This is a genomic window from Brevundimonas sp. UBA7506, from assembly GCF_002479495.1.
Lineage (GTDB): Bacteria > Pseudomonadota > Alphaproteobacteria > Caulobacterales > Caulobacteraceae > Brevundimonas.
This window is the reverse complement of the sequence record NZ_DLNQ01000005.1, coordinates 310,446-329,071: the sequence shown is the minus strand read 5'-3', so window position 1 is coordinate 329,071 and position 18,626 is coordinate 310,446. Positions and strand designations below refer to the sequence as shown.

At 65.8% G+C, this 18,626-nt stretch carries 16 protein-coding genes; 1 reads left to right on the top strand and 15 read right to left on the bottom strand.

Annotated elements, in window-relative coordinates; all coding sequences use genetic code 11:
- Positions 1 to 32: 32 nt before the first annotated feature.
- From bamA to dnaE, 12 genes are all read right to left on the bottom strand, one after another.
- A complete protein-coding gene (bamA, locus tag B3K53_RS03395) occupies positions 33 to 2,429 on the bottom strand; it encodes an outer membrane protein assembly factor BamA (protein WP_292082678.1) in 2,397 nt (798 codons plus the stop codon).
- 53 nt (positions 2,430 to 2,482) lie between these two features.
- Entirely contained in the window at positions 2,483 to 3,700 is a 1,218-nt protein-coding gene (locus tag B3K53_RS03390; protein WP_292082677.1) for a M50 family metallopeptidase, read from the bottom strand.
- A 23-nt stretch (positions 3,701 to 3,723) separates the two neighbouring features.
- Entirely contained in the window at positions 3,724 to 4,920 is a 1,197-nt protein-coding gene (gene dxr, locus B3K53_RS03385) for a 1-deoxy-D-xylulose-5-phosphate reductoisomerase (protein ID WP_292082676.1), read from the bottom strand.
- On the bottom strand, positions 4,917 to 5,735 hold the full coding sequence (locus B3K53_RS03380) for a phosphatidate cytidylyltransferase (protein ID WP_292082675.1): 819 nt from the start codon (positions 5,733 to 5,735) through the stop codon (positions 4,917 to 4,919). Before B3K53_RS03380 ends, dxr begins: the two co-directional genes overlap by 4 nt.
- A complete protein-coding gene (uppS, locus tag B3K53_RS03375; RefSeq protein ID WP_292082674.1) occupies positions 5,735 to 6,502 on the bottom strand; it encodes a polyprenyl diphosphate synthase in 768 nt (255 codons plus the stop codon). Before uppS ends, B3K53_RS03380 begins: the two co-directional genes overlap by 1 nt.
- Before the next feature lie 30 nt (positions 6,503 to 6,532).
- Positions 6,533 to 7,090 (bottom strand): ribosome recycling factor, encoded by a 558-nt coding sequence (frr, locus tag B3K53_RS03370; protein WP_292082673.1) that lies wholly within the window; start codon positions 7,088 to 7,090, stop codon positions 6,533 to 6,535.
- Positions 7,091 to 7,128: 38 nt separating this feature from the next.
- A complete protein-coding gene (gene pyrH / locus B3K53_RS03365; protein WP_292082671.1) occupies positions 7,129 to 7,866 on the bottom strand; it encodes a UMP kinase in 738 nt (245 codons plus the stop codon).
- A 139-nt stretch (positions 7,867 to 8,005) separates the two neighbouring features.
- On the bottom strand, positions 8,006 to 8,947 hold the full coding sequence (gene tsf / locus B3K53_RS03360) for a translation elongation factor Ts (RefSeq protein ID WP_292082670.1): 942 nt from the start codon (positions 8,945 to 8,947) through the stop codon (positions 8,006 to 8,008).
- Positions 8,948 to 9,046: 99 nt separating this feature from the next.
- Positions 9,047 to 9,892: a 30S ribosomal protein S2 gene (rpsB, locus tag B3K53_RS03355; protein WP_292082669.1), complete on the bottom strand. Its 846-nt coding sequence runs from the start codon at positions 9,890 to 9,892 to the stop codon at positions 9,047 to 9,049.
- A 165-nt stretch (positions 9,893 to 10,057) separates the two neighbouring features.
- On the bottom strand, positions 10,058 to 10,408 hold the full coding sequence (locus tag B3K53_RS03350; protein WP_292082668.1) for a GFA family protein: 351 nt from the start codon (positions 10,406 to 10,408) through the stop codon (positions 10,058 to 10,060).
- Between the two features lie 15 nt (positions 10,409 to 10,423).
- Complete coding sequence (locus B3K53_RS03345; RefSeq protein WP_292082667.1) at positions 10,424 to 10,837, bottom strand: DUF3224 domain-containing protein; 414 nt, start codon at positions 10,835 to 10,837, stop codon at positions 10,424 to 10,426.
- Complete coding sequence (gene dnaE / locus B3K53_RS03340) at positions 10,837 to 14,292, bottom strand: DNA polymerase III subunit alpha (RefSeq protein WP_292082666.1); 3,456 nt, start codon at positions 14,290 to 14,292, stop codon at positions 10,837 to 10,839. Before dnaE ends, B3K53_RS03345 begins: the two co-directional genes overlap by 1 nt.
- A 324-nt stretch (positions 14,293 to 14,616) precedes the next feature.
- Here dnaE and msrA point away from each other — a divergent pair, with 324 nt between their 5' ends.
- Positions 14,617 to 15,252 carry a peptide-methionine (S)-S-oxide reductase MsrA gene (msrA, locus tag B3K53_RS03335; protein WP_292082665.1) on the top strand — a complete coding sequence of 212 codons (636 nt, stop codon included), beginning with the start codon at positions 14,617 to 14,619 and terminating at the stop codon, positions 15,250 to 15,252.
- Here msrA and B3K53_RS03330 read toward each other — a convergent pair.
- The 3 genes from B3K53_RS03330 to proS are packed head-to-tail and all read right to left on the bottom strand — an operon-like array spanning position 15,249 to position 18,581.
- Positions 15,249 to 15,965 (bottom strand): ABC transporter ATP-binding protein, encoded by a 717-nt coding sequence (locus tag B3K53_RS03330; RefSeq protein WP_292082664.1) that lies wholly within the window; start codon positions 15,963 to 15,965, stop codon positions 15,249 to 15,251. The genes msrA and B3K53_RS03330 overlap by 4 nt on opposite strands.
- Positions 15,958 to 17,268 (bottom strand): lipoprotein-releasing ABC transporter permease subunit, encoded by a 1,311-nt coding sequence (locus B3K53_RS03325; RefSeq protein WP_292082663.1) that lies wholly within the window; start codon positions 17,266 to 17,268, stop codon positions 15,958 to 15,960. The genes B3K53_RS03330 and B3K53_RS03325 overlap by 8 nt, the downstream gene beginning before the upstream one ends.
- Positions 17,265 to 18,581 carry a proline--tRNA ligase gene (proS, locus tag B3K53_RS03320; protein ID WP_292082662.1) on the bottom strand — a complete coding sequence of 439 codons (1,317 nt, stop codon included), beginning with the start codon at positions 18,579 to 18,581 and terminating at the stop codon, positions 17,265 to 17,267. Before proS ends, B3K53_RS03325 begins: the two co-directional genes overlap by 4 nt.
- Between the last annotated feature and the right edge of the window lie 45 nt (positions 18,582 to 18,626).

The window sequence follows — 18,626 nt, the reverse complement described above, 5'->3', positions numbered from 1 at the left end:
CTTGAACCTTTGAGCAGTCTGGAAGGCTGCAGTTAGAACTGGGTCGAGGTGGAGAAGCGGAAGGTCTCGGTCTTGTCGTAGTCTTCCTTGGACAGAACCTTGGACAGGTCGAAGCGGATCGGCCCCATCGGCGAACGCCAGTGGATGCTGAGGCCCGCAGCGGCCCTCAGGGCGAGATCGTCCACGATGTTCGGATTGGGGGCGCCTGTGACAGAATCGACCTGATAACGGTCGTCCAGCATGCCCAGGGTGCCGACATCCGCGAACAGCGAGGTCTTGATGCCGTATTCTTCAGGCAGATAGTTCGGCACCGTCAGTTCAACCGTTCCGATGGCGTAGAAGTTGCCGCCCAAGGCGTCGGTCGTCGTCAGGTCGCGTGCGCCCATACCGGCGGTTTCAAAGCCGCGGAAGGTGTTGCCGCCCTTGAAGAACCGATCGTTGATCCGGATGGGATCGCCGTTCCAGCCGCTGACGTAACCGGTCGAGCCTTGCAGGCTGACCACCCATTTCGGCGTGATGCCATAGTACCAGGACGCGTCGGCCTCGGTCTTCAGGTAGTTCACGTCGCCGCCGATACCGGCGAAGTCCTGACGCAGGGACGCCGACCAGCCGCGCGTCGGGCGAACCGGATCATTGGTCCGGTTGACCATCAGCGTGTAGCCCGCCGACGAGTTGAGGAACGACCCCGCCTGATCGCAGAGCGCCGACGACCCGGTGCCGTTGCAGTAGCCGAACGGAATGATGACTTCGTCGGACTTCAGGAAGTACCGCACGCTGAAGCGCGAATAGCCGTTCAACGGATAGCTGAGACGCAAACCGCCGCCGGTCGAGCGATAGTCGTACGAGGAGTACTCGCTCAGATCGTATCGCGTGTGGAACAGATCGAAGCCCGCCCCCACGTCGCGCCCCAGGAACTTCGGCTCGGTGAAGCGGAAGTCGATCTGCTGACGCAGCGAACCCCATTCCGCGCGCGCCACGAAGTTCTGGCCACGACCACGGAAGTTGCGCTCGGTAATGCCCAGGTTCAGGACGAAGGAATCGACCGAGCTGAAGCCGGCGCCGACGGACAGTTCGCCGGTGGGTTGCTCCTCGACGGTGACGTTAACGATCGAACGGTCCGGCGCGCTGCCACGCGTCTCCTCGATCTTGACGTCCTTGAAGAAGCCCAGGGCGCGCAGATTGTTGCGCGAGCGCTCGACCAGCGAGCGGTTGAAGGCGTCGCCCTCGCCCACCATCAGTTCGCGACGAATGACCGAGTCGAGGGTCCGCGTATTGCCGACCACGTTGATGCGATCGATGTAGACGCGCTGACCTTCCTTGATGTTGAAGGTGACGTCGACCTTGTCGGTTTCCGGGTTGGCGCGATAGGTCGGGTTGATCTCGACAAAGGCGTAACCGGCCGAACCCGCCGCGAAGGTCAGGGTGTCGACGGCGCTTTCGATGCGGTCGCTTTCATACAGGTCGCCCGAGCGGATCGGCAGCAGACGCTGCAGGAAGTCGGCGTTCAGACGATCGTTCTCGGTGACGACCTTGACCTCGCCGAAGGTGTAGCGATCGCCCTCGTCCAGCGTCAGCGTCATGCCGAAGGCGCTGTTGTCAGGCTTCAGCTCCGCCACCGACGACAGGATACGGAAGTCGTAATAGCCCCGGTTCGTATAGAATTTCCGCAGCTGCTCACGGTCGTAATCCAGGCGGTTCGGATCGTAGTTGTCGTTCGAGCTGAACAGCCGCCACCAGCTGGACTGCTTGGTGACCATAACCTCACGCAGGTCGCTGTCCGAGAAGGCGGTATTGCCCAGGAAGGTGATCGCGGCGACGCCCGTCTCCGGACCTTCGTCGATCTCGAACACCACATCGACGCGGTTCTGATCCAGTTGCACCAGCTTCGGCGTCACCGTGGCCGAGATCCGGCCCGACAGGCGGTACAGTTCGACGATCTTGCCGACGTCTTCCTGGACGCGGGCGCGCGTGTAGATGCCGCGCGGCTTGATCGTGACCTCGTCGGTCAGCTTCTTGACCGCGAGCGCCTTGTTCCCCTCGAACGTCACCTGATTGATGATCGGGTTTTCCGCGATCTCGACGATCAGGTCGCCGTTCGGCTGCAGGCCCAACTGCACGTTGGCGAACAGGTTCGTCCGGGACAGGGTGCGCACCGCGACGTCGATCGTCGCCGCGTCGATGGTGTCGCCCGGCTGGATCGGCAGGTAGGACAGGACGGTCGTCTGGTCGATGCGCTGGTTGCCGCGTACGAGAATGCGGTTGACCACGCCGCGCTCTTCCGCAGGCGCGGTCACTACGACTTGCGGGTCCTGCGCGGGCGCCGCTCCGGCGACGGGCGCCGTCTGGGCCAGCGCAGGTCCGGCCAGGCCCGCGGCGACAGCCAGGGCCAGGGCGCTGGGTCCAAGGATACGGCCACGGGTTCGGATCATAAGGCGACTGTCGTTCTGAATCATTCGGGGAACCATCGGGGGCTGGCGTCGGCTCACGAGACGAGCCCGCCGAGGAATTTGAAGAGATTGAGTTTCTGCAGGTCGTTCCAGGTCGCGAACAACATTAAACTGGCCAGCAAAGCAAGACCGACACGATATCCCGCCTCCTGAACCCTGGCCGCCACGGGCCTGCGCGCCACCGCCTCATAGGCGTAGAACATCAGATGCCCCCCATCCAACACCGGAACCGGCATCAGATTTAGAAAGCCGATTCCGACCGAAAGTATGGCGGCGAAGCTGGTCAGCGTCAGCAGGAGATTTCCCGCCATTGCCACGGGATCAGGATTGGCGGCCACCGCGGCGTTGGTCAGGGCGCCAGAAGCCTTGGCGATACCCAGGGGGCCGCTGAACTGATCGCCCGATTCACGACCGCTGAAGATCCGACCGATATAGGTGAAGGTGGTGCTCAGGATAGCGCCCGTTTCCTTGACCCCCTGCCCCATGGCGGCGATCGGCCCATAGCGGACATGGCGCACCTCATCGCGACTGGAGCCAAGGCCCAGCCCGACGCGGCCGATCGACACCCGACCGGCGATGGGGTCGTTCTCGACCCGACGCTCAGGCGTGGCGGTCAGCTGAACTTCGGTGCCGGCGCGCTCGACCGTGAAGGCCACCGGATCGCCGCTGCTCAGGGCCACCACGCGCGTGACCTCGCCGCCGTCGGCGATCAGCTTGCCGTTGACGCGGGTGATGAGGTCGCCGGGCAGGAAACCGGCGGCTGCAGCCGGCGATTCCGGCTGCACCTGCACGACCCGCGCGGGACGGAGTTCGACGCCCACCAGGCTGAACAACAGGGTGAAGATGAAGATGGCCAGCACGAAATTGGCGAATGGGCCGCCAGCAACGACTAGGGCGCGCTGCCACAAGGGCTTGAAATACAGGTAATCCCTCTCGGCGCCGTGACCATGCTCGGCCACGACTGCCTTCTTCAGCGCATCCAGCCCGGCCTTGTCCGGCACGCCCGTCGCGTCCAGATCACCGGCGAACTTGACGTAACCGCCCAGCGGCAGCCAGCCCAGACGCCATTCAACGCCGTGCTTGTCGGTACGCTGGAAGATGGCGCGGCCGAAACCGATGGAGAAGCGCTCCATCTTCACGCCGAAGGCGCGGGCCGTCAGAAAGTGTCCCAGTTCGTGAACAGTGACGACCAGGGTCAGCACCAGCAGGAACGGCACGACATAGATTAGGGCTTGCCCGATAATTCCTAGCATGCCGGTCACTGTCTCCGTCGCCCTCAGGCAGCAATCGCGAGCGAAGCGATAATGTCGTTCGCGATCCGTCGAGCCGCCGCGTCCACGGCCAAAGCCGCGTCGCAGGCGTCGTCGGACCCGGAATCCATCCCCGCGTTCGTCGCACGCTCCAAGGTGTCCGCGACGACTGCGGCAATATTGAGAAAGCCCAGCCGACGGTCAAGGAAGGCCAGGGCCGCGACTTCATTGGCCGCATTGAAGACGATGGGCGCCACGCCGCCCGCCGCCAGGGCCTCGCGCGCCAACCGCAGGGCTGGGAACCGCGCCATATCGGGCGCCTCGAAGGTCAAACGACCCAAACCGGCCAGATCCAGCCTGGGCGCGGGCCAGGCCATGCGGTCCGGCCAGGCCAAGGCGCAGGCGATCGGCGTCTTCATGTCCGGCGGACCCATCTGGGCCAGGGTCGAACCATCCACATATTCCACAAGGCTGTGGATGATTGATTCCGGGTGAACCACGACGTCGATCCGGTCGCCGCTCATGGCGAACAGATAAGCCGCCTCGATCAGTTCCAGACCCTTGTTGGCCATGGTGGCGCTGTCGACCGAAATCTTGGCGCCCATGCTCCAGTTCGGATGGGCCACGGCCTGCTCCGGCGTGATCCGGCCCATGGCCTCGCGCGGCAAGGTGCGAAAAGGCCCACCCGACGCCGTCAGCACCAGCTTCGAGACCTGCTCGGGCGCCTCGGCCGGAAAGACCTGGAATATGGCGGAATGTTCGGAATCGACAGGGATCAGCTTGCCGCCGCTGCGCTTGACCCGCTCGATCAGCGCCGGGCCGCAGCAGACCAGACTTTCCTTGTTGGCCAAAGCCAGGGTCGCGCCGGTGCCCGCCGCGGCCCAGGCCGAGCGCAGGCCCGCCGACCCCACGATGGAGGCCATGACCCAGTCCACGGGCCGGGTGGCGGCTTCGACGATGGCTTCAGGGCCAGCAGCGGCCTCGATTTCGGTCCCCGCCAGGGCGTCGCGCAGTTCCGACAGACGGGCCGGATCAGCCGTCACGGCCAGCCTGGGTCGCCAACGTCGGGCCTGTTCGGCCAGACGCGCGATATTATTGCTGCCGGTCAGCACCTCGACCTGAAACGCACCGGATCCGGCCGCCTCGGCCTGGGCCATCAGGTCCAGCGTCGACGTTCCGACCGAGCCGGTCGAACCCAGCACGCTGACCTTGCGGGCGATCATGCGCCCTGCCCCAGCATGAGGACGATGACGCGTCCAGCCGCCACGACCACGACCGCGAACATCAGGCCGTCGACTCGATCCAGCAGGCCGCCGTGGCCGGGAATGATGTTGCCCGCATCCTTGACCCCGAAGCGACGCTTCAGCGCCGATTCCCACAGATCGCCCGCCATGGTGGCCAGAGCTGCCGCCAGACCCAGGACGCCGCCCCAGAAGACGTTCAATCGGCCCATTTCCAGCCAGCCCGCCATGGCGGCGCCGGCGATCATCCCAGCCAGCAGGCCGCCAATAAAGCCGGACCAGGTCTTGTTGGGCGAAAAGCGCGGCCACAGCTTGGGCCCGCCTACGGCGCTGCCCACCAGATAGGCCAGAATGTCCGAGGCCCAAGCCACGGCGAAGACCAGAACGGTCCAGTAGAGGCCCTGCGCGTCGTTCAAATCGCGCAGCCAGATCAGCAGGACGCACGGCCAGCCGAGGTAGAGAACGCCATAGGCCGCGTCCAGCGCCTCGGCGCCGCGCGATCTCGCGAACAATCCCGCCGCCAGAGCGCCGAAGACCAGCAACACCAGCGCCAGTGACATCTGCCCGATGTGCGCCGCGACCACGGCGATGATCAGAGCCAGGGCCACGGCCGTGCCGACCGAACGCCAGAAGCGCGGCGCGCTCATCCGCGCCCACTCGAACGCCAGCAGGCCGCAAGCCGCCACCACCAGGGCGCAGAACCAGCCGCCGCCTGCCCAGGTGGCCAGCACCGCCGCCGGCGCAAGCACCACGGCCGAGGCCGCTCTCAGCCCGATGTCACCGATCTTCAACGCCATCAGCCCGCCGCCGTCTTCGCAGCGGTCACGTCCGGCGAGGCGTCGCGCCCGCCAAATCTACGCTCACGATTGCCAAATACCGACACCGCCTCGCCCAGCGCCTCGCCCCCGTAGTCGGGCCACAGGATGTCCTGGAATACCAGTTCGGCATAGGCGGCTTCCCACAGCAGGAAGTTGGACAGCCGCTGCTCGCCGGAAGTCCGCACGATCAGATCGACCGGCGGGGCACCTGCCGTCGACAGCCCAGCACCGAGGTCCTCCTCGGTGACGTCACCGTCAAACTGTCCGGCGCGAGCCTGATCGACCAGCCGCTGCGCCGCATCGACGAGATCCGCCCGGCCGCCGTAGTTGAAAGCCACCTGCAGCAGGAAGGCCATATTGTGCGCCGTCTGCGCTTCGGCGCGATCGACGATGGCGGCGATATCGCTGGGCAGACCCTTGCGACGACCCAGGACGCGAATGCACACGCCCGCCTCGTCCAGACGCTTCAGATCGCTGCCGACAAAGGCCCGCACCAGACCCATCAGGTCCGACACCTCGTCCGCTGGCCGGCTCCAGTTTTCGGTCGAGAAGCCGAACACGGTCAGACAGCGGATGCCGAAATCCGGCGCCGCCTTGATGGTGCGACGCAGCGCCTGGACCCCCTCGCGGTGACCCATGACGCGCGGCAAACCGCGACGCTCGGCCCAGCGACCGTTGCCGTCCATGATCAGGGCGACGTGACGAGGCCCCTTCTCAGGCGCCGTGGCGACGGTCTCGGCCGACATTGTTAAGATCCCTCCCGACGCGAAGCTGCGTCAGACCTGCATGATCTCGACTTCCTTGGCCTTCAAGGCCTCGTCAATGCGCTTGATGGCCGCGTCGGTGTCCTTCTGGACCTCGGCTTCCATCTTCTTCTGTTCGTCCTGGCTGATCTCGGCGGCCTTTTCAGCCTTCTTGAGATCGTCATTAGCGTCGCGGCGCACGTTGCGCACGGCGATCTTCTGCTGTTCTGCGTACTTGCCGGCCAGCTTGACCAGATCCTTGCGGCGCTCTTCGGTCAGCGGCGGAACCGGAATGCGCAGGGTCTGACCGTCCACGATCGGGTTCAGGCCCAGACCGGCGGCGCGAACAGCCTTCTCGACCGGTCCCACCATGCCCTTGTCCCAGACGTTGACCGAGATCATGCGCGGCTCGGGCACGCTGATGGCGGCCACAGCGTTCAGCGGCGACGTCGAGCCATAGGCCTCGACCTGGACAGGGTCGAGAAGGCCCGCATTGGCCCGACCCGTCCGCAGCCCGGCGTAGTCTTCCTTCAGCGAGGCGACGGACTTGTCCATCCGGTCCCGGTAGGTCTTGAGGTCGGGCTTGGCCATGGTGGTTCCTTGGTCTGGTCGTTCGGAGCGAGAGCCGCTTACGCGGCCTTGTTGGTGATGACGGTGAAGGTGCCGTCGCCGCGCAGGGTCTTGCGCAGCGAGTCTTCCTCACGGATCGAGAAGACGACGATCGGAATGTCGCTGTCGCGCATCAGGGCGATGGCCGAGGCGTCCATGACGCGCAGGTCCTTGGCCAGGACCTCCTGATAGGTCAGCGTCTCATAGCGCGTGGCGTTCGGATCCTTCTTGGGATCGGCGGTATAGACGCCGTCCACGCTGGTGCCCTTCAGCAGGGCGTCGCAGCCCATTTCCGCGGCGCGCAGGGCGGCGCCCGAGTCGGTCGTGAAGAAGGGAGCGCCTACGCCGGCGGCGAAAATCACCACCCGTCCCTTTTCCAGGTGCCGCATGGCGCGACGACGAATGTAAGGCTCGGCGATGGCGGCCATGGGAATGGCGCTCTGGACCCGCGTATCGACGCCGATCTTCTCGAGCGCGCCCTGCATGGCCAGGGCGTTCATGATGGTGGCCAGCATGCCCATGTAGTCAGCGTTGGCGCGATCCATGCCCTCTGCCGCCTTCGACAGGCCGCGGAAGATGTTGCCGCCGCCGATGACGAGGCAAATCTCCACGCCTTCGCGCGCCACCCGCGCCACGGCCGCCGCCACGACATCCACCGTCTTCATGTCGATGCCGTAGGACTGATCCCCCATCAGGACCTCGCCCGAGACCTTCAGCAGGACGCGCTTGTATCGGAAGTCGGAAGGGGCGTCAGGCATGGGTATGGGTCCGTGGATACAGGGGTTACGCATCCGCGCGAGGTGAATCGGCGGCTCATCATAGACGAAGGGCGCGCCGGCCATCAAAGCCGAACGCGCCCTTTTGAAAATTCTTCCCTTTCAGGAAGAAACTTCGGTGTTAGTTGCCGCCGGTCATCGAGGCCACTTCGGCCGCGAAGTCAGGGGTCTCGACCTTCTCGACGCCTTCACCCAGGGCCAGACGGACGAAGCCGGCCAGACGCAGGTTCGAAGAGCCCAGTTCCTTGCCCGAGTTGGCGACCAGTTGTTCGATGGTCACGTCGGGGTCCATGACGAACGGCTGCTTCGACAGCACCACGTCCTTCTGGAACTTGTTGATCTGACCCTCGACGATCTTCTCGATCATGTTGTCGGGGCGACCTTCTTCCTTGGCCTTTTCGATCAGAACGGCACGTTCCTTCTCGATGGCGGCCGGGTCCAGATCGTCGGTGTTCAGCGACAGCGGCGCCGTGGCGGCGACATGCATGGCGATCTTGCGGCCCAGTTCGCGCAGGGCTTCCTGGTCGCCTTCGCCTTCCAGGGCCACCAGCACGCCGATGCGGCCGACGCCCGGCGAGACGGCGTTGTGGACGTAGGTCGAAACCACGCCTTCATCAACGGCCAGACGAGCGGCGCGGCGCAGTTGCATGTTCTCGCCGATGGTGGCGATCAGCTGGGTCACTTCGTCCTGAACCGTGCGGCCGTTTTCCAGGGTCGCGCCGTGGATGGCGTCGACGCCGTCGTGGTGCAGGCCCAGTTGGGCGAACGACTTGGCGGCGTTCTGGAACAGGTCGTTGCGGGCGACGAAATCGGTTTCCGCGTTGAACTCGATGGCGGCGGCGACTTCGCCCTTGCCTTCGGCGCGGACGGCGACGGCGACCAGGCCTTCAGCGGCGACGCGGTCGGCCTTCTTGGCGGCCTTGGACAGGCCCTTGGCGCGCAGCCAGTCGATGGCCGCGTCGATGTCGCCGTTGTTCTCAACCAGCGCCTTCTTGCAGTCCATCATGCCGACGCCCGAACGCTCGCGAAGCTCCTTCACGAGGGCGGCAGTGATCTCGGCCATGTTCTTCTCCTGGAAATTCAAATGAGCGGCCGGGCTTGAATAGCCCGGCCGCATGTCAGTTTGGCGTAGGTCCAATCACCGATCAGACCCCGAGGACGTTTAGCCCTCGACCTTTTCTTCAGTCGTCGCGAGCAGTTCTTCTGCAGCGCCTTCCGTGCCGGCCGGAGCGGCTTCAGCAGCGGCCGGAGCAGCGGCTTCACGCAGCATCGGCTCGACCGGAGCTTCCGAAGCGCCCAGATCGATGCCCGAGGCCGAAGCACCGGCGGCCAGGCCGTCCAGGACGGCGTCGGCGATCAGGTCGCAGTAGGTCTGGATGGCGCGGGCGGCGTCGTCGTTGCCCGGGACCGGGTAGGTGATGCCGTCCGGATCCGAGTTGGTGTCCAGGATGGCGATGATCGGGATGTTCAGCTTGCGGGCTTCCTGGATCGCGATCGACTCTTTGTTGGTGTCGATGACGAACATGATGTCCGGAATCGAACCCATGTCCTTGATGCCACCCAGCGACAGCTCAAGCTTGTCCTTCTCGCGCTGCAGGTTCAGCAGCTCTTTCTTGACGCGGCCTTCGCCGCCGGCGGCCAGGACGGTTTCCAGCTCGCGCAGGCGGGCGATCGAACCCGAGACGGTGCGCCAGTTGGTCAGCGTGCCGCCGAGCCAGCGGTTGTTCATGTAGTACTGGGCGCAGCGCGTGGCGGCTTCGGCGACCGGGCCGGCGGCCTGGCGCTTGGTGCCGACGAACAGGACGCGACCGCCCTTGGCGGCGACGTCGCGAACGGCGACCAGGGCCTGGTGCAGCAGCGGCATCGTCTGCGACAGGTCGATGATGTGGATGTTCGAGCGCGAGCCGAAGATGTAGCGGTCCATCTTCGGGTTCCAGCGGTGCGTCTGGTGGCCGAAGTGAGCGCCAGCTTCCAGCAGCGTACGCATCGAGAATTCAGGCAGAGCCATGATCGTTGTATCCTTTTTCCGATCAAACCTAGCGTGAGCGAGTAAAAGGACCGGGCGGTCCCTCGGAACGGTGCAGACCGGGATGTCTCCCCGGACCGCGCCACGCCCACGTGCGAAGTGCGCGCGCTCTCTAGGCGGATTGATCGGAAAAGGCAAGCCAATCAGTCAGAAGCTGCGCCCATCCACGCGCTTGGCGGTCCAGCCCCACGGTTCCACATCCGTCAGGGTCCGCACATTGATCGCCGCCACCTCGGACCCGTCGGGCGCCACGCCGTAACCGAAGGGCTGAACTCCGCAGGTCCTGCAGAAGCGATGGTCGATCTTGTGGTGGTTGAAGAAGTAGGAGGTCGTCGCCTCCTCCCCCGCTGTCAGCCGGAATGCAGCTCGCGGCGCGAAGGCCAGGACAAAGCCCTTTCGGTAACAGTGCGAACAGTTGCACTCGATCAGGCCCTCCAGCCCGACCTCGACCTCATAGGCCACCGCGCCGCAGTGGCAGGATCCCTTGTGCACGGCCATGTTCGCTCTCCTCCCTCAGGATGTCGGCAGACTGTATTCCAGATCGTAGTTGTGGACGCCGTCCACGATCGTCAGGTGAAAGACCCCGGCGATCCCCGTCAGTTCCCCTGCCCCCGATCCCGGCACGATGGTGATCAGCAGTTCCTGCGCGCCTCGATCCATCAGACCGCGATGCACCAGAGTGAAGGCTCCCTCGCGCCCGTCGATTGCGCCGTGCACCCGGTCGATGGCGACATAGGCGCCCGACCGCTCGGGGCTCATGGTCGCCAGCATCTCGCCAGCGGCGGTTCCCGTCAGGTCGCCGTGAAAGGTCTTGGCCAGAAGCATGCGTCCCGGCGCGTCCGAGGCGGCGCCCTCCGCCGGCTGGACCGGGGTGATGACGACCTCAAAGGTCCCGCGCGCATTCTTCATGACCAGCCCCTCGCTCATCAGGCGTCCTCCAGCATCACAACGCCCGGCGCTGACTTCAACGCCCCGCGCAGGGCCGCATCCAGTCGATAACGACCCGGCAGCTTGATCTCGATCTCAGTGCGCCCGCCCAGCGTGGCCTGAAGCCAGACCTCGCCGCCCTTGCCCTGGGCCCGGGCCCGATCCAGACGCGCCTTCAGCGCCTCGGCGTCGGCCGACTGCGCCGACAGCACCACCCGCAAGCCGATCTGGGTGTCGTCCAGCAGGGTCTCCATCCGGCTGGCGTCATCGCCGAAGAAGCGCACCTCGCCGTCCGCCGACTTGGCCCGCACCTTGACCAGGACCGAAGCGCCGACCTCGAGGATGTCCCGGCAGCGCCGCAGCTGTTCCGGCGGGAACAGGCATTCGAATTCCCCCGTCGGGTCCGAGAAGGTGACGAAGGCGAACTTTTCGCCGCTCTTGGCGCTTGCTCGCTCCTGACGACGACGCACGACGCCCGCCATAAGGAAGGCCTCGTGCCCCGCCTCGGCCAGGCCCTGCGCCTCGGCCACGAAGGTCACGCGCTTGCGTTTCAGCGCCGGGGTCAGATCCTCCAGGGGGTGGCCCGACAGGTAGAAGCCGACCGCCGCCAACTCCTGATCCAGCTTGTCAGGCCCGGCCCAGGGCTCGACGCTCTTCAGGCGTGGCCGCGCGGCCCCCGCCTGATCCGCGCCGAACAGGCTGACCTGCGACGAGGCGCGCTCGGCGGCGACGCTCTGGCAATAGGCGATCAGGGTGTCAGCCTGTTCGAACAACTGGCGGCGATTGGGGTTCAGGCTGTCGAATGCCCCGGCCTTGGCCAGACCTTCCAGCGCCCGCTTGTTGACCGCCTTGGGATCGACCCGCTCCAGGAAGTCGAAGATGTCGGCGAACGGCCCGCCTGCATCGCGCACCTCGACGACGTGCTTCATCGCCTCCAGACCCACGTTGCGGATGGCGCCCAGGGCGTAAAGCACGCTGCCCTGCCCGTCCTTCCACGCCACGTCGAAGTCGGCGGAGGACCGGTTGATGTCAGGAGCCAGCACCGGGATCTCGAACCGCCGGCAGTCCTGATAGAAGACCGCCAGCTTGTCGGTGTTCGACAGGTCGAGGCTCATCGAGGCGGCGAAGAACTCGACCGGATGATTGGCCTTAAGCCAGCCCGTCTGGAACGAGATCAGGGCATAGGCGGCGGCGTGCGACTTGTTGAAGCCGTAGCCCGCGAACTTGGCCACCAGGTCGAAGATGGAGCCCGACTGGGCCTCCGGCACGGACTTCTCGGACGCGCCCTTGACGAAGCGGAGGCGCTGGAAATCCATCTCCTCCTTCTTCTTCTTGCCCATGGCGCGGCGCAGAAGGTCGGCTTCACCCAGGCTGTAGCCCGCCAGGATCTGGGCGATCTTCATCACCTGTTCCTGGTAGATGATGACGCCGTAGGTCTCGGTCAGAACCTCCTTCAGGCTGGGGTGCAGATAGTCCACCTCGGCCCGGCCGAATTTCCGGTCGATATAGGTGTCGATCATCTCCATCGGCCCCGGCCGGTAAAGGGAGATCAGAGCGGTGATTTCCTCGATGGATCCGCAGCGCATCTTGCGCAGGGTGTCGCGCATGCCCTGGGATTCCAGCTGGAACACCCCGACCGTCTGGCCCGAGGCCATCAGCTCATAGGTCTTGGGGTCGTCCAGCGGCAGCAGGTTCCATTCCGGCGCCGCGCCGCGCCGTTCCAGATACTCGCGCGCCCGGTCCAGCACCGTCAGGGTCTTCAGGCCCAGGAAGTCGAACTTCACCAGACCCGCCGGCTCGACCCACTTCATGTTGAACTGGCTGGCCGGAATGGTCGATCGCGGGTCCTGATAGAGCGGCACCAGCTCGGTCAGCGGCCGGTCGCCGATGACGATGCCGGCGGCGTGGGTCGAGGCGTTACGATACAGCCCCTCCAGCTCCAGCGCCGTTTCCAGCAGGGTCTTGACCGCCGGTTCGGCGTCGCGCGCCTCCTTCAGGCGCGGCTCCAGATCGATCGCCTGGGCCAGGGTCACCGGGTTGGCCGGGTTGTTCGGCACCATCTTGCAGAGCCGGTCCACCTGCCCCAGCGGCATCTGCAGCACCCGACCGACGTCGCGCAGCACGGCCCGCGCCTGCAGGGTGCCGAAGGTGATGATCTGGGCCACCCGGTCCTTGCCGTAGTGGTCCTGCACGTAGTCGATCACCTCTTCCCGCCGCTCCTGGCAGAAATCGATGTCGAAATCGGGCATGGAGACCCGTTCGGGGTTCAGGAACCGCTCGAACAGCAGGCCGAACCGCAGCGGGTCCAGATCGGTGATGGTCAGCGACCAGGCCACCAGCGAGCCGGCGCCGGAGCCCCGCCCCGGCCCCACCGGAATGCCGTGCACCTTGGCCCACTTGATGAAGTCCGAAACGATCAGGAAGTAGCCGGGGAACCCCATCTGCTGGATGATCCCCACCTCCCATTCGAGACGGTTCCAGTAGTCTTCCTCGGGCGCATAGGCCTTGTTCTTCTCAAGCCTTAGCTTCAGCCCTTCGCGCGCCTGGTGCGCCAGTTCGTCGGCCTCGGAGCGCCCGGCCCCAGTGTCGAAGCGCGGCAGGATCGGCGCCCGGGTCTGGACCAGGAAGGCGCAGCGACGGGCGATGTCGATAGTGTTGTCGCAGGCCTCGGGCAGGTCCGCGAACAGGGTCCGCATGACCTCGGCCGTCTTGAACCAGTGCTCGCCGGTGATGCGGCGCCGGTCTTCCTGACCGGTGAAGGCGCCGTCGGAGATGCACAGCAAGGCGTCGTGCGACTTCGCCTGCGCCGCCTTGGCGTAATAGACGTCGTTGGTGGCGACCAAGGGCGCCTCGTTGGCGTAGGCCCAGTCGACCAGGCCCTTCTCCGCCGCCGGCTCCTGCGGCAGGCCATGGCGTTGCAGCTCGACATAGAAGCGGTCGCCGAAGACGCGCTGCATTTCCGCCAGCGCCGCCTGGGCCTCGGCAGGCTTGTTCTGGACGAAAAGGGGATCAACCGGTCCATCGGGACCGCCCGACAGCAGGATCAGCCCCTCGGACTTATCCACAACCTGCACCCAGGGCACGCCGGGCTCGGACATTTCGCCCGCGTCGAGGTAGGCGGCGGAGGACAGGGCGCACAGGTTGAGCCACCCCTGCTCGTTCTGGACCAGCAGCACCACGGTCGGAGTCTTGGCCCAGCGTTCCGCGATCTGCCCGCCGATGCCCAGCACCGGCACGGCGCAGGCCACGATGGGCTGAACGCCCGCGTCCTTAGCAGTCTGACTGAACTCCAGAGCGCCGAACAGATTGGCGCGGTCGGCGACGGCGACAGCCGGCATTCCAGCGTCCGCCGCCATCTTGCCGATCTTGCCGGCCTTGATCGCCCCCTCCAGCAGGGAATAGGCGCTGCGGACCCGCAGATGGACAAAGCCCTGACTATTCGTCGTTTCCGCCAACACAAACTCCGCTGATCCCGATCGACGAGACCTCTCATATCCGACCGCCATGCGGTCGGGCTGTGATCATGCAGGGAGTCGATGCGGCGATCACGCCACCAGGAAAGACGCCTGCCAGATCATCCAGACGAAGCCGCCGCACGACGCAAGCGACAGCATATCCCTCACCCAGCGCGACATCGGTTTATCCCCAGCTCGGTTGTTCCTGAAACGTTCTATATTCCCCCTTTGTTCTCATTGCAAGCGCCCGAATGAAAACCCCGCCGTGGCGAGACGCCCTCGCCTTTCCCATGTTGGAGGACACAGAGATTCAAGGAGCCGCCCATGTCGTCGCGCCTTCTGCCCCTCGTCGCCGTGATCCTGACGGCGGCCTGTTCACCGGGCGAAGCGCCCGCCAGCGCCGCGCCGCTGGAGCCGCCCCCGCCCGGCTTTCAGACGGCGATCTTCGCGGGAGGCTGCTTCTGGACCGAGGAAAAGGCGTTCGACGGCCTGCCTGGCGTGCGCTCGGCGGTGTCAGGGTTTGTCGGCGGCACGCGACCCAACCCGACGTATGAGCAGGTGGTGCGCGGAGGGATGGGCTATCGCGAGGTTGTGCTGGTGACGTTCGACCCGGCCGTGGTCAGCTATCGCGCCCTGGTCGACCGCTTCTGGCGCACAATCGACCCGACCGACGCCACCGGACAGGTCTGCGATCAGGGCCCCTCCTACGTCTCGGCGGTCTATGCCACCGAGGCCCAGACGGCGACGGCGCTGGCGTCGCGAGCGGCCGCACAAGCTGCGTTGGGCGCCAAGGGCTCGGGCTTCCTTACCCCAGTCTATCCGGCCATGCGCTTCTGGCCCGCCGGTCCCGAGCATCAGGACTTCGCCAAGCGACACCCGGCCCGATACGAAGCGTACCGCATCGGCTGCGGGCGCAGCGCCCGACTGCGGGCCCTGTGGGGTGCCGCCGCGGTAGGCTAATAGGTCTGGGCCTCGGCGGCGCGTTCTTCCAGATGGCCGTCCTTCAGGGCGAAGACGCGGTCCATGTGGCCGGCCAGCTCCATGTTGTGGGTGGCGATCAGGGCGGCGACGCCCGTGGTCTTGGCCAGTTCGCGCAGGGCCTCAAACACCGCATGGCTGTTGGCGGGGTCCAGGTTGCCGGTCGGTTCGTCAGCCAGCAGCAGGCGCGGGCTGTTGGCCAGCGAGCGGGCGATGGCGACCCGCTGCTGCTCGCCGCCCGACAGTTGGGCCGGCTGGTGGGTGAAACGCTCGCCCAGACCCAGGCTAGTCAGCAGGGCCTCGGCCCGGCGACGCGCCTCAGCCTCGGAATGACCCGCGATGCGCATCGGCAGGGCCACATTATCCCGCGCATCAAATTCCGGCAGCAGGTGATGGAATTGATAGACGAAACCGATCCGTGACAGGCGTAGGCGCGTGCGCGCCCGCTCGTCCAGCCCGCCGACGTCCTCGCCGTCGATCACCACCTGCCCGCTGGTCGGCCGTTCCAGCAGACCGGCGGCGTGCAGCAAGCTCGATTTGCCCGAGCCGGACGGGCCGATCAGGCCCACGACCTCGCCCGGCATGATGTCCAGATCGACGCCCTTCAGCACCGTGAGGCCGCCGGAAGCGGTCGGATAGGTGCGGGTGATCCCACGCAGGCTGAGCGTCAGTTTCTTGTTCAGCGGACTATTCAAAGCGCAGGGCCTCCACCGGGTCGATCCGCGACGCGTTCCACGACGGCGGCAGGCTGGCGAGGCAGCTCATAAAGAAGGAGAAGAGCGCCACCCAGGTCACGTCCCACGGATCGACCAGGGCCGGAATGGCGTCCAGCATATAAACGTCGGCGTTGAACAGCTGGACCCCCAACAGGGCTTCAAGGAAGTGCTGGATCGCGCCGATGTTCAGACAGAACAGCAGGCCCAGTACCAGCCCGGCGATGGTGCCGCCGATGCCGATGGCCGCGCCCGAGACGAAGAATATGCGCAGGATCGACGAGGGGCTGGCCCCCACGGTACGCAGGATGGCGATGTCGCGGGTCTTGTTCTTCACCAGCATGACGATGCCGGAAATGATGTTCATGGCGGCGATGGCGACGACCAGGCCCAGAATGATGCTCATGGCGACGCGCTCGACCTTCAGCGCGCCCCAGAAGGCGGCCAGACGGACCCGCCAGTCGGTGACGATGCTGCCGGGTCCGGCGGCCTGCTGCACAGGCGTCAGCAGGGTCTCGACCTGGTCCGGTTCAGCCACCTTCATCTCGATCACGTCCCAGACCCCCTCCTTGCCGAAGAAGAGCTGGGCCTGTTCCAGAGGCATGAAGATGAAGGCGCGGTCGTAGTCCGCCGTGCCTGAGCTGAAGATGCCGCCGACGCGGTAGGTCTTTTCCAGACCGCCCAGATTGCCGAAGGCGCTGTCGGCGCCGGTCGGCGAATAGATGGAAATGGCGCTACCGACTCTCAGCCCCATCTGGTCGGCCAGAGCCTTGCCGATCAGAATGTTGTCGCCGCCGTATTCGCCACGGCCGAAGGATGCGATCTCCTCAGGCTTCAGGCTGTCATAGACGAACCTGGTCGAGGCCAGGTCCTGAGGCCGCACGCCGCGCACGACGCCGCCCGTCATCTGGCCGCCTGCACGGAACATGGCGGGGGATTCTGTCAGCGGCGACACCGAGACCACGCCGGGCACGTCGGAAATCCGCTTCAGCGTCGCCTCGCGGTCGGGCGAAGTGAGCACCGGCCCCTGGACATACATATGCCCGTTGAACGACAGCATCCGGCCCAGCAGTTCGCTGCGGAAGCCGGCCATGATGCTCATCACGCTGATCAGCACCGCCACGGCCAGCATGATGCCGACGAAGCTGATGATGGCGATCAGGGCGACCCCGCCCTCCTTGCGCTTGGCGCGAAGGTAGCGAAGCGCCAGTCCGATCTCCCAGGCGGAGAAGGGACCGGCGGGTTTCACGGCGGGCGGCGTGGAGGCCGTCGCGGCGTCGGTCATTGCGTCAGCAGCTCCAGGGCGGCGTCGAGCGACAGGGTTTGCTTCTCGCCGGTGGCGCGGCGCTTCAGTTCGACCACGCCGTCAGCCAGGCCCTTGGGCCCGATGGTCAGTTGCCACGGCACGCCGATCAGGTCAGCGGTGGCGAACTTGCCGCCCGGACGCTCGTCAGTGTCGTCGTAGAGGACGTCCTTGCCCAGGGCTTCCAGCTTGGCCACAGCCTCTTCACAGGCGGCCGAGACAGCTTCATCGCTGGCGCGAAGGTTGATCACCACCACGTCGAACGGAGCGACCGAGTCCGGCCAGATGATGCCGCCGGCGTCGTGGCTGGCCTCGATGATGGCGCCCAGCAGGCGCGACACGCCGACGCCGTAGCTGCCCATGTGGACCTCGGTGTCCTGACCGTCCGGTCCGGCGACCTTGGCCTTCATCGGGGCCGAGTATTTCGTGCCGAAGTAGAAGATGTGGCCGACCTCGATGCCGCGCGCCGACAGGCGGTCGCCCTCGGCGGCCTGGGCCTCGAACTGGGCCGCGTCGTGCATTTCCTCGGTCGCGGCATAGAGGGCCGTGCGCTCGTTGAACACGCCTTCCAACTGCTCGACGCTGAGGTTGTGGCCCGGCGCGTCCATCTCGACCAGCTTGCGGTCGCAGAAGACCTCGCTCTCGCCGGTCTCGGCCAGGACGATGAACTCGTGGCTCAGGTCGCCGCCGATCGGGCCGGTGTCGGCGCGCATCGGCACGGCCTTCAGGCCCAGGCGCGAGAAGGTGTTCAGATAGGCGGCGAACATGCGCTTGTAGGCGATGCGGGCCGAAGCCTCGTCCAGATCGAAGGAATAGGCGTCCTTCATCAGGAACTCGCGACCGCGCATGACGCCGAAGCGCGGACGGCGCTCGTCGCGGAACTTCCACTGGATATGGAAGAGGTTCAGCGGCAGGGCCTTGTAGCTCTTGACGTAGGCCCGGAAGATATCCGTGACCATTTCCTCGTTGGTCGGCCCGTACAGCAGCTCGCGCTCATGACGGTCGGTGATGCGCAGCATCTCGGGACCATAGGCGTCATAGCGCCCAGACTCACGCCACAGGTCGGCCAGTTGCAGCGTCGGCATCAGCAGCTCGACGGCGCCGGCCTTGACCTGCTCCTCGCGGACGACGCCTTCGATCTTGCGCAGGACCCGCAGGCCCAGCGGCAGCCAGGCGTAGATGCCGGCGGCCTCCTGCTTGATCATGCCCGCGCGCAGCATCAGCTGATGCGACACGATCTGGGCGTCGGAGGGGGCTTCTTTCAGGGTCGGCAGGAAGTAGCGCGACAGGCGCATGGCGGGAATCTCTGCAAAATCAGTCTGGCCCGAGTTTTAACCGGG

Bases quoted from the DNA above. Each gene is read 5' to 3' on its own strand.
- tsf (WP_292082670.1), bottom strand. From the start codon at position 8,947: ATGGCCGAGATCACTGCCGCCCTCGTGAAGGAGCTTCGCGAGCGTTCG.
- frr (WP_292082673.1), bottom strand. From the start codon at position 7,090: ATGGCCAAGCCCGACCTCAAGACCTACCGGGACCGGATGGACAAGTCC.
- pyrH (WP_292082671.1), bottom strand. From the start codon at position 7,866: ATGCCTGACGCCCCTTCCGACTTCCGATACAAGCGCGTCCTGCTGAAG.
- B3K53_RS03325 (WP_292082663.1), bottom strand. From the start codon at position 17,268: ATGACCGACGCCGCGACGGCCTCCACGCCGCCCGCCGTGAAACCCGCC.
- rpsB (WP_292082669.1), bottom strand. From the start codon at position 9,892: ATGGCTCTGCCTGAATTCTCGATGCGTACGCTGCTGGAAGCTGGCGCT.
- B3K53_RS03380 (WP_292082675.1), bottom strand. From the start codon at position 5,735: ATGGCGTTGAAGATCGGTGACATCGGGCTGAGAGCGGCCTCGGCCGTG.
- bamA (WP_292082678.1), bottom strand. From the start codon at position 2,429: ATGATCCGAACCCGTGGCCGTATCCTTGGACCCAGCGCCCTGGCCCTG.
- dxr (WP_292082676.1), bottom strand. From the start codon at position 4,920: ATGATCGCCCGCAAGGTCAGCGTGCTGGGTTCGACCGGCTCGGTCGGA.
- uppS (WP_292082674.1), bottom strand. From the start codon at position 6,502: ATGTCGGCCGAGACCGTCGCCACGGCGCCTGAGAAGGGGCCTCGTCAC.
- proS (WP_292082662.1), bottom strand. From the start codon at position 18,581: ATGCGCCTGTCGCGCTACTTCCTGCCGACCCTGAAAGAAGCCCCCTCC.
- msrA (WP_292082665.1), top strand. From the start codon at position 14,617: ATGTCGTCGCGCCTTCTGCCCCTCGTCGCCGTGATCCTGACGGCGGCC.
- B3K53_RS03390 (WP_292082677.1), bottom strand. From the start codon at position 3,700: ATGCTAGGAATTATCGGGCAAGCCCTAATCTATGTCGTGCCGTTCCTG.
- B3K53_RS03345 (WP_292082667.1), bottom strand. From the start codon at position 10,837: ATGAGCGAGGGGCTGGTCATGAAGAATGCGCGCGGGACCTTTGAGGTC.
- B3K53_RS03350 (WP_292082668.1), bottom strand. From the start codon at position 10,408: ATGGCCGTGCACAAGGGATCCTGCCACTGCGGCGCGGTGGCCTATGAG.